This is a genomic window from Frankia sp. CcWB2 (genome assembly GCF_977927585.1).
In genome coordinates, this window is record NZ_CDWRCM010000066.1 from 1,279 (window position 1) to 14,500 (window position 13,222).

Annotated in this window: 11 protein-coding genes and 1 pseudogene; all 12 read right to left on the reverse strand. The window is 69.6% G+C overall.

Features of this window, described 5'->3' with window-relative positions; genetic code table 11:
* A partial coding sequence (locus ACY45C_RS09345; RefSeq protein WP_462187228.1) for an aminoglycoside phosphotransferase family protein occupies positions 1-864 on the reverse strand: 864 nt, incomplete at its 3' end.
* A gap of 239 nt (positions 865-1,103) precedes the next feature.
* Positions 1,104-1,865 (reverse strand): alpha/beta hydrolase, encoded by a 762-nt coding sequence (locus ACY45C_RS09350; protein WP_462187229.1) that lies wholly within the window; start codon positions 1,863-1,865, stop codon positions 1,104-1,106.
* A gap of 940 nt (positions 1,866-2,805) precedes the next feature.
* Complete coding sequence (locus tag ACY45C_RS09355) at positions 2,806-3,417, reverse strand: superoxide dismutase (protein ID WP_462187230.1); 612 nt, start codon at positions 3,415-3,417, stop codon at positions 2,806-2,808.
* Positions 3,418-3,805: 388 nt separating this feature from the next.
* Positions 3,806-4,285: a bacterioferritin gene (bfr, locus tag ACY45C_RS09360; protein WP_462187231.1), complete on the reverse strand. Its 480-nt coding sequence runs from the start codon at positions 4,283-4,285 to the stop codon at positions 3,806-3,808.
* A gap of 458 nt (positions 4,286-4,743) precedes the next feature.
* Positions 4,744-5,436, reverse strand: a pseudogene (locus ACY45C_RS09365) (AIM24 family protein).
* A gap of 80 nt (positions 5,437-5,516) precedes the next feature.
* Positions 5,517-6,071, reverse strand: a complete 555-nt coding sequence (locus ACY45C_RS09370) for a DUF5134 domain-containing protein (protein ID WP_462187232.1) — start codon at positions 6,069-6,071, stop codon at positions 5,517-5,519.
* Between the two features lie 102 nt (positions 6,072-6,173).
* Positions 6,174-6,410 carry a hypothetical protein gene (locus tag ACY45C_RS09375; RefSeq protein ID WP_462187233.1) on the reverse strand — a complete coding sequence of 79 codons (237 nt, stop codon included), beginning with the start codon at positions 6,408-6,410 and terminating at the stop codon, positions 6,174-6,176.
* A 120-nt stretch (positions 6,411-6,530) separates the two neighbouring features.
* Positions 6,531-8,312, reverse strand: a complete 1,782-nt coding sequence (gene pruA, locus ACY45C_RS09380) for an L-glutamate gamma-semialdehyde dehydrogenase (protein WP_462187234.1) — start codon at positions 8,310-8,312, stop codon at positions 6,531-6,533.
* A 152-nt stretch (positions 8,313-8,464) separates the two neighbouring features.
* Positions 8,465-9,394 (reverse strand): proline dehydrogenase family protein, encoded by a 930-nt coding sequence (locus tag ACY45C_RS09385; protein ID WP_462187235.1) that lies wholly within the window; start codon positions 9,392-9,394, stop codon positions 8,465-8,467.
* Between the two features lie 131 nt (positions 9,395-9,525).
* On the reverse strand, positions 9,526-9,885 hold the full coding sequence (locus ACY45C_RS09390; RefSeq protein WP_462187236.1) for a DUF742 domain-containing protein: 360 nt from the start codon (positions 9,883-9,885) through the stop codon (positions 9,526-9,528).
* A 66-nt stretch (positions 9,886-9,951) separates the two neighbouring features.
* Positions 9,952-10,356, reverse strand: coding sequence for a roadblock/LC7 domain-containing protein (locus tag ACY45C_RS09395; RefSeq protein WP_462187237.1), 405 nt, complete (start codon positions 10,354-10,356; stop codon positions 9,952-9,954).
* Between the two features lie 102 nt (positions 10,357-10,458).
* On the reverse strand, positions 10,459-13,222 hold a 2,764-nt coding region (locus ACY45C_RS09400), incomplete at its 5' end, for a sensor histidine kinase (RefSeq protein ID WP_462187238.1).

Sequence of the window (13,222 nt, forward strand, 5' to 3'; positions counted from 1 at the left end):
AATGTAGTGATGGTCCAGCGACACCGGATGCGTCTCGGCGGAGAACTCCCGGTACCAGGCCAGGAACCGGCGCGCCTCGTCCGGCGCGCCGAGCCGCTCCAGGTCCATCGCGAGGCACGCGGCGTCGGCCAACACGTCACCGATCCGGCCCTGCCGGTCGGACGCCAGGCAGTCGATCACCCGTACGCCGTCGGACAGGCAGAAGACGTGGTCGGCGATGAGATCGCCGTGACCGTCCCGGATCCGGCCGGCCCGCCGCCGCTCAGCCAGCAGCGGAGCCCGCCCGGCGAGGTAGCGCAGCGCGAGTCGCTCGATCTCGTCGACGACATCGGCGGCCAGGACCTCGCCGCGAAACGGCGCGACGGCGCGCAGCAGGTCCAGCCAGCGAGCCTGCATAGCCGCCAGGCTGCCCGCCGCACCGATCCGGGCCGAGGTCTCGCAGCTCTCGTGGAACGCCGCGAGTCGGCGCGCGAGGTCACGCAGCTGTTGATCGACCCACCCGCCCCGCTCGACCAGCGTCGTCAGGCGGCGCGCGACGGGCAGCCGACGCATGACGACCATGTGATCGCGCAGGAGGTCGGCCTCGTCGCGGACGTCCGCGACGGCGAGGTACACGTCCGGCGCCAGCCGCCGGTTGAGGGCCACCTCGGTCTGGCAGGCCTCTTCCCGCGCCTGCCGCCGTCGCAGGTCCACGGATCCGGCCATGACGGGTTTGGGCATCTTGTAGACCCGCTCGCCCACGAAGAACAGCAGCGCGGTCGTCGTCTCCACGGTGTGCAGCGTGGGGGTTGGCCCGCCGAGGAAACTCGGCGGAGCGGGAGGGGTCAGAGCGGTCTCAGCGGTCAGAACCTCTGCGGCGGACATGATCTCTCCCGGAGGCAACGGAGAGTAACAGGGAGTAGACGACGGTTGGCCAGGACCCGCAGGGGTCCGGCGGCGGTGTCGTCAACGGTGCCCTGCCGGGACGGACCAGCCGATCCGCCGGATGTCACGCCCGGATGGCCGTTCGGCCCTCACCGAGTGGGCCGAACGGCCGTGCCGAGTATGCGGGCGGCGACGATCGCGACCCGCTGCCGGCTCCGGGCCGGCAGGCTCGCCGGGGGTCAGGCCTCGCGGAGGGACTCCAGGAAGAGCAGGGTCCGCGCGGCGACGCTGCGACGCCCCGGACCCGTCAGCACATCGTGGCCGCCCGGGACGACCACGAGCTCCGCCCGGGACGCGGTGCGCGTCGTCATCCGGATCAGGGGTAGCGGGCTGACCTTGTCCTGCGCACCGTGGATGAGCAGGATCGGGAGGTCGGGCAGGGCACGCGGCAACGGTTCCTCGATGGCCACCCCCGCGACGGGAACCTGCAGGAGCGGCAGGCCGACCAGGATCACACCGTCGGGGCGTACCGCAGGGGAGGCGGCCATCGCCAGCGCCGCGAGGGCCCCCGTGTCGGAACCGAGGAGGACGAACGGGACGCCCGGCACCCGGTTCTCGGCCACCGCGGGCACCCGGCGGCCACCGTCGGGAACGACGGTCACCAGGTAGCCGTCCAGCGCGAGCCGATCGGCGAGAAGGTGGAACGGGCCGGCCTGCTCACCGCGCCCGAGCAGCACCGCGACCACCGCGCGCACATATTCCCCGGGTGCCCCGCCGGAGGCGGGAGAGGGCGCCGGGAGCCGACGCGTCGACGGAACCGGGATCGCGGCCGGGACGGCAGGGGAGGCCGGAGAGACGATCGACGCCGGAGAGACGGTGGGTGCGGTGGGTGTCGCGGCCGGCCTGCCTGCGGTTGGCGCGACGGAGCTGCCCCGCTGCGGACCGACGATGGCGCGGGCGCGGGATTGCCTGCCCGCCGCGGACGAGGTGGGCGAGGCCATCCGTAGATCATCGACGGACAACTGAGTGGTCGGCGACGGCATCGGCGCCAGATCTCCTTCGGACGGAACGGATCGTCGCGGCAGGCGGGCCGGACGTGCCGCGGGCGCGGCGTCGAGGCGACATCAATCGTTGATCTCGCCTCGGAGACCAGGAAAGGGCTTGAAGAGTAGGAGAGGGAAGGTGTCCGGCCCGCCGATGATCGGTCCGACGGCCCGGCGACCGGAGTAACACGCGGCTGCCGCCCGCCACGAGGCGAGGACAACGGCGGCCTGGACATCGCGGCGGCCGTGCTCGCGAGTCGTACGGGGTGACCAGCAGCGGCGACGGGTGGTTCTTCGACGGCGGTACCGCTGCGGTCGGTCTCGGGAGCCGGCCCCTGGGCAACGACCACCTGCCGCACGTCGCCTGCCGGCGAACGTCAGGAGCCCACCGGGAGGCGGAGGATGCCGGACCACTGGCCGCCCGCGGCCGGGACGGATCGCTCGGCTCGGGGCCGCCGGCAGGCTCGGGGCCGCCGGCAGATCAGCGACAACGTCGCCAGGACGACGGCGACGGGAGGATCTCGGACTGGCGTCGATCGGGCCGGAGCACGTCCACGAACATGTCTACTACCCTGCGTAGCGAGAAGGGAAGCCGTCAAGCCGTTCACGGTGTGTCGTATATCACTCCACGACACGCCGGCCCGACGCTGACGTGACGTCGACCGAAAGGTGTCCGGTCGGCCAGACCGGCGGCAAGGCCAGCCGGGAAGCCGGCCGCGAAGCCGGTGACCGGACCTCGTGGACCCCGCCCCGAAACACCGGAAAATGACGACAAGGGCACCGCCGGAGGCGCTGCCCTTGTCATGATCCGCGCACATTGTTCGTGCACGTTTAATGATCAACTATTTCGGTTCTCCGGGCACGGTCCTGTGCGTCGGGGAACCAACCCGCACCACGGTCAGGCCGCCGCCGCGCCCTTGGCCTTCACGAAACGGGCAGCCACGTCGGCCCAGTTGACGACGTTCCACAGGGCCGCCACGTAGTCGACCTTGACGTTCTTGTACTGCAGGTACCAGGCATGCTCCCAGGCGTCGAACACGAGCAGCGGGGTGTTGCCCACGCCGACGTTGCTCTGGTGGTCGTACACCTGCTCGATGAGCAGACGCTGCGCGGTGGCGTCGTAGGCCAGGACGCCCCACCCGGAGCCCTGCACCGTGGTGGTCACCGCGTTCAGTTGCGCCTTGAAGGCGTCGAAGGAACCGAAGTCGGCGGCGATGGCCTCACCGAGCGCACCGTCCGGCTTGTCCCCGCCGTCCGGCGAGAGGTTCTCCCAGTAGATCGAGTGGAGAATATGCCCGGAAAGGTTGAAGGCGAGCGTCTTCTCCAGGCCCACGATGGCACCGAAGTCGCCCTTGTCGCGCGCTTCGGCGATCTTCTCAAGAGTGTCATTGGCACCCTTGACGTAGGTCGCGTGGTGCTTGTCGTGGTGCAGTTCGACTATCTGCCCGATAATGGACGGTTCCAGAGCACCGTAGTCGTAGTTCAGGTCCGGCAGCGTGTACGTCGCCACTAGCGCACGATCCTTTCCATTCATAAGGAATTCATCCGAGGAGTCCCGTGCGGAGCTCTCGGAGGTCAGATGGGCGGTGCGATGGAGCCGGCGGCCACCCGGAGCGGAGGGGGCGGACAGGACCCGGCGATGCTCATCGGCCCTCCCCCCTCCTCTCCCGCGGCACCGCCTCGACGGCACCCTGTGGACGGTCGGCTTCGCTGCTGCAATCCTCCGCGCGATCCCCCGACTGGACACTATCGCCAGTCGGATGGGGCTTGCATGGCGAGACCCGACACCATGACACTCAAAGGATCGACCCGTTCGCAGCGCCAACAACAGTGCGTAACGGTGAGGAAACGAAAACGGGATTACTCCGCCATTCCTCGCCACCGCCCATTACCTTCCGCTACTCCTCATGGATCTGTTGGGCGAGGTAATGGGCCGCACCAAGCTGGGAGATCAGCTCCAGCTGGGCGTCGAGCCAGTCGATGTGCTCCTCCTCGGAGACGAGGATCCGCTCGAGGAGCACGGCCGATCCGACGTCGCCCCGCTCCCGGCAGAGTGCGACCCCCCGGCGCAGCAGGTCAACCGCCTCGAACTCCCCGGACCGGTCCACCTCGAGCTGCTCGGGCACCGTCTCCCCGATACGCAGCGTGTGCAGACGCTGCAGGTTCGGCAGACCGCCGAGATACAGCACCCGCTCGATGAGCTGATCCGCGTGCTTCATCTCGTCGATCGACTCGCGATAATAGTGCTCGGCGATCCGCCGATATCCCCAGTTACGTTGCATACGACTGTGCAGAAAGTACTGGTTGATGGTCGTGAGCTCGTTCGTCAGCACACTGTTCAGAATTTCGATGATTTCCACGTCACCACGCGTCACCATATGACCTCCACCTCCTGTCGGACATCGCCGGCCGGACGCCGCTCGTCATCATACCGAGGGAGTGCCCCGTCCCGCACCGCTTGATCGACCCGCCGTGGCGCCTCAACCAGCGGCGATGACCTCCGACGGTCCGCGCGAGCCGACAGGCGGAACCTCCAGCGGACAGCACATCACACGGATACGGATTTCGCAGCGAACCTGAACCCGCACCCCTCACATCCGCCTGAACGTAAATGCAGGTAAGGTTTACTGTAAGGTAGAAATCCCGCACGGAGGAAGCGTGCGGGAAACGTGCGGGAAACGTGCGGGAAGCGTGCGGGAAGCGTGCGGGAAGCGTGCGGGCAGCGTGCGACGGACCGTCATAATCATGGCGTCATTTCCCCGCGACGACTTCGTGCCGGCCCGGCGAGCCCCTGCCGGCACGCTTCCGGCAGTCGGTTCAGTGCCGACGGTGGCGGTCAGTGGCGATCGGTGGCGGTCCCGGCGGCCGGCGTCTCACCACATTGGACGACGACGAATCCCCCCCCGGCCGGAGTACTCGATCTGCGCGAGCTCCCCCGAGCTACGCCCCATGAGGTTGCCTATCTTGAACGAGGAGACCACCCGGGTACGTATGCCCGCCGTCCAGGCGACCGCGGCATCCCGGTCGACGCAGACCGGCTCGTCCGTCGACAACACCAGGGGAGCGCCCAGGCACAGCACGGCGACGCCGCCGCTGCCGGAAACCTCGGTGTTGAAGATCCCACCGGCGATCATGGCGCCGATGCCACCGGACGTCGTGGTGACCTTGTAGCGGATGCCGGACTCCAGCGCGAGCAGGCTGCGGCCGTTGACCGTCAGGCTGTCGTTGTCGAGCGTGAAGACCGAGATGTGGCTTCCGGACTCGGCGAACCAGACGCTTCCGTGGCCGGCGACCCTCATCAGGTCCTGGCCCTCACCGGTAACCGCCCGCCGCAGGAATCCACCGACTCCCTGGCCCTTGTAGGCGAAGTCGACGCGGCCGCGATAGGCCACCATGCCTCCCTGTTTGGCGTACATCTCGCCGCCGTCGAGGCGTACCCGCAGCATGCGATCGCCCTCTTCCAAGGCGAACGGGGGGCCCGCGGCGGGGCCCCCGCGAAGGTCGCGAGTGGCTGGCTCATGGCCTCCATTCAACGCCCATCCACACCCGTTCGGGCCACACCGGTGGGAATACCGACGGGAGTATGGCGGGTAGACCGGCACCCGCCCGTCAGAGCAGCATCAGCAGCATCGCGCCGGCCATGACCAGTCGGGACGTGGCCGATGTCACCGGCGGCGTGTGGGTCACCCAGCCCGGCCTGCCCCTGCGGACCAGCGGGCCACCGATAGCAGCCAGCACCGCCACAGTGAAGATCACCGCGAACCAGTCGGTCAGATTCGTCAGACCGGTCGAATCACCGACCGGCCACCTGTCCGCTCGGGCCATGTACGCCATCGCCAACCCCTCGATGACGAGCATCGAGCAGCAGGACCACCGCGACGGCTCGCAGGTCGGGTCCGTCAGGACAAGCTCGCAGGTCGGGTCCGTCAGGACAAGAAGGAAGAAGACGCCGGCCAGCGCCAGATAAGCGACGGCGAACACCACCGACGACGTCATCCAGCGTGGGCCGACGAACATGACGGCCATTCCCGCGGCCACCACCGTGTGCCCAATCTCGGCCGGTGGGTACACGGCCCTCCGCCGGGCTCGCACAAGCGCGTCGGCGAGACGTCCGGCGTGGAACATCGCCAGCAACACGCAGGCGACCGCGGCAACGACGGCCACCGCCTGTGGTGGGGCCAGTGCGTACGCCGCTGCCGGGTGGTGGTGTGTCACCGATCCGCGGGTTCCCGTCCAGGCTTCCGTCCAGTTACGGCACGTCGCACGTCAGCTCACGTCCAGGGCGAGTTCGGCGTCGACCAGTGCGGTGATGCTGCCGGCACGGGCCTCGTCGACGATGGCCTGGAGCTGTTCGACACTCATCTGGATCCGCTGGCCGAAGTCATCGGTCAGCACGATGCGCCGCTCCGCCGGAGCCTCGTGGTCGACGAAGAGCTCCGGGCAACCACAGTTGCATTTTCCGCAAAAGGTCAAAATGTGACGTTCGCGAGTAGATCCGGACATGCCGTCTCCCGGGGTAGCGGACCAATCAGGAATATCAGTCTAAGATCCTCTTAGGGAAACGTCTGCGCGTTTACCGGATTCCGGGGGCACGGACACGGGGCGCAGTCAGGGCGCCCGCAGTCAGGGCGCGCGGTCAGGGGCCGGGGGACCCCCGGCGGAGTCGTCCGGCAGCCCACCCACGCCACCACCGGACGCGCCACCACCACCCACGACACCACCGGACGCGCCACCGGACGCACGGTCGCCGGTCACGCCAAAGGCCCCGGGCCCCATGTAGGGATACACGTGGTCGGCAGGCGGAGCGAGATTCTCCTTGATCACCCGTGGGCTGATCCAGCGCAGCAGGTTCTGCGCGGAACCGGCCTTGTCGTTGGTGCCGGAACGGCGAGCGCCGCCGAACGGCTGCCGGCCGACCACGGCCCCGGTCGGCTTGTCATTGATGTAGAAGTTGCCGGCCGCGAAGCGCAGCACGTGTTCGGCGCGGGCGATCGCCGAGCGGTCGGTCGCGACGACGGCACCGGTGAGCGCGTAGGACGAGGTCCGGTCGATCAGTGTCAGCACGTCGTCCCAGGCCCCCGGCCGGTTGTCGTCGTAGACGTGAACCGACAGGATCGGGCCGAACAGCTCGCGGGTGAACCATTCCCGCCCGGGATCGGTGCCGAGCAGCACCGTCGGCCGGACGAACCAGCCGACAGCGTCGTCGCACTGTGCCCCGGCGAGAACGGTGACGGTCGAATCGCTGGCAGCACGGGTGCATGCGGCGGCCAGGCGATCGTAGGCGCGCGCATCGATGACCGCACCGGTGAAATGGTCGAAGTCGCTGACGTCCCCCACCGACAGTGCCTCGGTCGCGGCGGCGAGTTCGGCGTCCAGGCGCCGCCACAGGCTTGCGGGCAGGTACGCCCGGGAGGCCGCCGAGCATTTCTGGCCGCTGTACTCGAAGGACCCCCGCAGCAGCGCGGTACGCAGCACGTCGACGTCGGCCGAGGAATGCGCCACCACGAAGTCCTTGCCACCGGTCTCCCCGACGATCCGCGGATAGGAACGGTAGCCGTCCAGGTTCTCGCCGACCGCCCGCCACAGCCGGGCGAAGACGGCGGGAGAACCGGTGAAATGAACGCCGGCCAGATCCGGGTCGGAGAACACCACGTCGCTGACCGGTTCACCCGAACCGCCGACGAGGTTGATGACGCCGGGCGGCAACCCCGCCGATTCCAGCAGCCGCATCAGGAAATGCGCGGCAAACGCCTGCGTGGGAGCCGGCTTCCAGACGACGGTGTTCCCCATCAACGCCGGCGCGGTCGCCAGGTTCCCGGCGATGGCGGTGAAGTTGAACGGGCTGACCGCGTAGACGAATCCCTCCAGCGGACGCAAATCCAGCCGGTTCCATTCCCCGGCCCCGCTGGCCGGCACGTCGGCCAGCAACTCGGCGGCGAACATCACGTTGAACCGCCAGAAGTCGATCAGTTCGCAGGCGGCGTCGATCTCCGCCTGTTGGCAGGTCTTCGACTGGCCCAGCATGGTGGCCGCGTTCAACGTGTCCCGCCACGGGCCGGAGAGGGCCTCCGCGGCGCGCAGGAGCACCGCGGCCCGTCCCGCGAAACCCAGATCCCGCCAGCCGGGGGCGGCCTTCTTCGCCGCGGCGACCGCCTCGGCCGCGTCCGCGTGGGTGCTCTCTCGCAGCGTTCCGAGCACCCGCCGGTATGCATGAGGCTGCACGACGTCGCGGGCCGGGCCGCCGCCGAGATGCTGGTGTCCCCCGATCGTGTTGGTCAGCTCGATATGTTCACCGCCCAGCCGGAGCAGGGTCCGCCGCAGACTGGCACGTTCCGGGCTACCCGGGGCGTAGGAACGGACCGGTTCGTTACGCGCGACCGGAACCGTCACCGGTCCGGTCGCCACGCGCTCTGCTTCGTCCCGCCGCACGCTCCGTCCCCCGTCCAGCCTGCCCGCGTCTCAGCCGGCCCGCATCCCAGGCCCGCCCATAATCCCAGGCCCACCGCATCCCAGGCCCACCGCATCCCAGGCCCACCGCATCCCAGGCCCACCGCATCTCAGGCCCGACTCCGGAGCGCGCGAGCGGCGAGCAGCAGGTTCGTGGGTCTCTCCACCAGCCGCCGGGTCAGGTACGGCACGCAGTCCGCCCCGTAGGGCACATACACCCGCACCGTGGCCCCGGTCGACGCCAACCGCCGCTGCTCGACCGGGCGTACCCCGTACAGCAACTGGTATTCGAAGGTCGCGGGCAGGCGTCCCACGTGCTCAGCGAACCGGCCGGCGAGGTTCAGGAGGGCGGGGTCGTGAGTGGCAATCATGGGATAGCCCGATCCGGTGAGCAAGATTCCCAGACAGCGGGCGTACGCGGCGGCGACAGCCGGACGTCCCTGGTGGGCTACGGCGGGCGGTTCGCGGTAGGCGCCCTTGCACAGCCGCACCCGTGACCCGTCGGTGGCGAGGTCACGGCAGTCCGTCTCGGTGCGCAGAAGCTGCGCCTGCAGGACGGCGCCGACGGAGGGGAAGTCCCGACGCAGCTCCACCAGGGTGTCCAACGTCGAGTCCGTGGTGGTGTGATCCTCCATGTCCAGGGTGACCGTCGCGTTCGCCGCCGCTGCCCGCGCGCAGATCTCGGCGGCGTTCTCGTACGACAGCTTGCGGCCGTCGCGGGGCACGGCCTGACCGAGCGCAGACAGCTTCACCGAGACGTCGAGACCGGCGGCGATCCCCGCGCGGTCGGCGAGGTCGAGCAGCCCGAGGTAGGCCAGCAGGGTGTGGGCCGCGTCCTCCGCACGGGTGATGTCCTCACCGAGCAGATCCACCGTCGCCAGGAGGCCGAGGTCCGCAAGTCCGGCTACCGCGGCGACCGCGTCCGCGTCGGACGGGCCGGCGACAAAGCGATCGATGATCCCCCGGGCAAGGGGGGTACGTGTGACGAGCGCGCGGGTGAGCGGATGGCGGGACACGGGAGGCATCAGCTTTTGGATCATATCGATCGTCCCCTGAGGCGACGTGACAGAATAGACGTGACAGAATAAGTGTGATCCGAAGCTTCACGTAAGCTCGATGCTCTGTCCAGCCTAGCGGCGCGGAATGCCGCGCCGGCTCAGAGTGCGCCGGCTCAGAGGCGACGCAGGCCGGCGAGTACCCGGTCGAGCAACTCGAGCTGCGGGGCTCCCGTCGGCATGGTGAGCTGGGAGATCTCCACCAGGCGGTCCGCCGCCGCGTCGGCGACGAGCACGCGGACTACGCCCACAGGCAAACGCAGCTCGGCCGCGATCTCGATCACCGACTGAGGCTGCACGCACATCGCGACGATCGACTTCTGTTCGAGAAGCAGGACCGGCAGCCGCCCGCGGCCGAGCGGTGTCGTGGTCACCATGGCCTCGAGCGCCAGCAGACGGGACGGGCGCGCCCGGCCGCGGGTCGCCGTGTACGGCCGCACGAGCTCGCCCGACGGCTCCACCGCGTCCCCGTTCACGTGGTCACCTGGTCACCTGGTCATGGGGTATGGGGTCATGGGGGATGTCACCTGGTGGGCACCTGGTCACACATTTTCGCGGCGGGCCGGGGTGAGCGCCTCCCGGGTCCGGGCGACGAGCACCGTCATCTCGTACCCTACGAACCCGATATCGCAGGTGTTGGTGGCGAGCACGGCCAGGTAGGACCCCTCCCCGACGGCCATGAGCAGCAGCGAGCCCTGGGCCATCTCGACGATGGTCTGGGTGACGTGGCCGCCGTCCACGAAGTCGGCGGCGGCCAAGGTCAGGCTGAACAGACCGGACGCGAGGGAACTCAGCCGTTCCGCCCGCTCACGCGGGAAACCAGTGCAGACGGCGAGAAGATGCCCGTCCGAGGACGCGACGATCGCATTGGCCACACCGGGCACGAAGTCGACGAAGTTGTTGACGAGCCAGTCGAGCGAGGGATTCTCGGGATCCGCGCGGGTCACGCGTCCTCCAGACTATGCGAATCAGGGAGCGCGAATCAGGGAGTGCGGTGTCCGCGCGCAGGCAGGAGGGATGCGGATGGTCATCCGTCGCTGCCAGGCTCGTCAGGGGTCTCCCTTGACACCACGAGCATGGTGAACGCCTTCGTACAGTCGGCTCAGGCGGCCGCGGATCCGTTCGGGCGCCACCGTCTGCTGTTCCGGGGCCGGCGTGAGCGCCGCTGCCGGGCCGAAAAGGTCGGGGCCGGCATCGGGGGGGCGAGCGGTCGCGGACCTGGACGGGGGCGTGCCCAACGGGTCCGGACCGAGGAGCCCGTGGGTCTGCGGGGCGCGGATCGGCAGCCCGGAGGGGGTCCTGGGACCGTCTGGCCCGATGGGGGGATGGTCACTCACCGCCGCTTCGCCCGAGCCCGATACCCCACCGACGGTTACCGCCCCGCCCGACCACGCCGCCCCACCGGCCGCGGGCGGCTCGAGGGACACGGGCGGCTCGAGGGACACGGGCGGCTCGAGGGACACGGGTGGGATGCGCACCGCGGAACGCGACGGTGCCGGATCTCGCGTGAACCAGTTGAACTTCTCCTCGGAGGGCTCGGAGGGCTCGGGCGGCCGCGCCGCGGCGGCGCGCATCCTTCTGTCCGCCCCACGCTCGCGCCGACGACGGAGCGCGGCCACCGCCTCCTCGATCGGAGGCAGGACGGCCCCGCCCTCCGATCCCGTGGCGGCGCCCAGACGCGACCCGCCACCGGCCTCGGCCACGGTGGACGAGTCGGCGTCGTCGGCGAGCTCGCCGACGACGCCAAGATCGACACCGCGCGGCCGGAACCACTCCTCGGTCGGTGTGTAGGAGGTGTAGGAGCCGAGACCGGCCGGCGGCGTATCGGGACCGCCGAGCGACCCCGCAGGCCCCACAGGCCCCACAGAACCGGTAGGCCCCGCAGAACCGGTAGGACCTGTAGGACCGTGACCGTTCAGGCCCGTCGCACCGGGAGCCGCCAGGCCGGGAGCCGCTAGGCCGTTGCCACGAGGCGCGGTGCCACGAGGCGGGATGCTCGCGACGAGCAGCACGGCAGGCAGATGGACGAGCGCGCGAACCCCGCCGGTATCCGAGCGTGCCAGCCGCACCGCGATGTCGTGCCGCGCGGCCAGGCGGGCCACGACGAACAGGCCGAGGCGTTGGGCGATCGAGAAGTCGAACACCGGAGGCTCGGCCAGCCGCTGGTTGGCTGCGGTCAGCTCCTTCTCCGACATCCCGAGGCCGGCGTCGTCGATGATGATGAGCAGTCTGCCGTCGTCGAGGCGGGACGCGGCGAGGTCGACCGCGAGGTATGGCGGGGAGAACTGGGCGGCGTTCTCCAGTAGCTCGGCGACGAGGTGGACGACGTGGTTGACGGAGTCGGCGGCAACCTGCACCTCCGGCACCTCGATGATCTGGATCCGTTCGTACTGCTCGATCTCGCCGATCGCGGCCTGCAGCACGTCACCCAGCGGTACCGGACCCGCCCGGCGCCGGCCCGGTCCAGCCCCCGCGAGCACGAGCAGGTTCTCGCTGTTGCGGCGCATCCGGGTCGCCAGGTGGTCAAGCTTGAACAGGTTCTCCAGCTGGAGGGGGTTCTCCTCGGTGGCCTCCAGCCGGTCGATGAGCGCGATCTGCCGTTCGATGAGGCTCTGGCTGCGCCGGGACAGGCTCAGGAACAGGGTGTTGACGTTGCGCCGCAGGCCGGCCTGTTCGGCAGCCAGCCGCACCGCCTCGTGCTGCAGCTCGTCGAAGGTGCGCGCGACCTCGCCGATCTCGTCACGGGAGTCGATGGCGATGGCGATGGACCGGATCGTCGTGTCGACCTGGTCCGGGTACGCGGTTTGCAGCTGCTCGATCAGGTGGGGAAGGCGCTCGTGGGCGACGTCGAGGGCGCCCGTCCGCAGTCTGCGCAGGGGGCCGGTCATCGTGCGCGCGATCGCCAGCGTCCACACGATCGCACCGACCATGATAGTGATGATCAGCGCGCCGAGGATGGCGGTCCGCTCCCAGGCGGTGGAGCGCAGCTCGCTCGCGGACCCGATGACGTTGTCGAGCAGGCCGGTCTCGACGGTGCGCAGCAGCTCGATGTGGGTGGTGCTGGCCGCGAACCACTGGTCGGGATCGATGCCGAGGTCGGGCAGTCGCTGACGCTGGACGGCACGGTCGGGGGTGCGCTTGACCGTCAGCAGCGCCTGACCGTTGACGATCTGATCGTAGCGGATCCGGTCGCTGGGGCGGGCTGCGGCGCGGAACGCGTCCTCGGCCGTCTGTTCCTCGGCGAGGAGACCGGACATCCGTTCGGCGGCGCCGAACTCGAACCGGCCGGTGAGGGCCGTGGCGTAGAGCTGACCGCGGATCTGGGAGTTGATCTCCTTGATGGTCGACAGGTCATTGAGGACCATGGTGGAGTAGCGGAGCTCGTCGTCGTTCCTGTCCTGCCCGATCCGGCGGTCGAAGGCGAGCAGGCGGCTGATCGTGGTCGAGTACTCGCTCAGGATCGCGCCGATGGGCAGCTTCCCGCCCCGGACGGCCTGGCGCAGCGCGGGCAGTGCGGCCATGCTCTGCCGCACCTGCGCGGACAGCGGGGAGGCCCCTCGGCCGAGACGGCCGGAGGAGGACCTTAGCGAGGCCTGGAAACGGGTCAGCGCCTTGTCCACAACACGCTGCTCGGTGTTCAGCCGGTCGGCCAGCGCCCTGCTGGTCGGGTTGGCGCCACGCCCACTCATGATGAAGCCCGCGGCGAGATCCCGCTCGAGCTGCATCTCGTGCACCGCCGCGGTCACGTCCCGGCCGAGTTTCGCCGCGGTCACCCCGTGACCATAGCTGGCGGCGTCGGGCAGCCAGGTCACG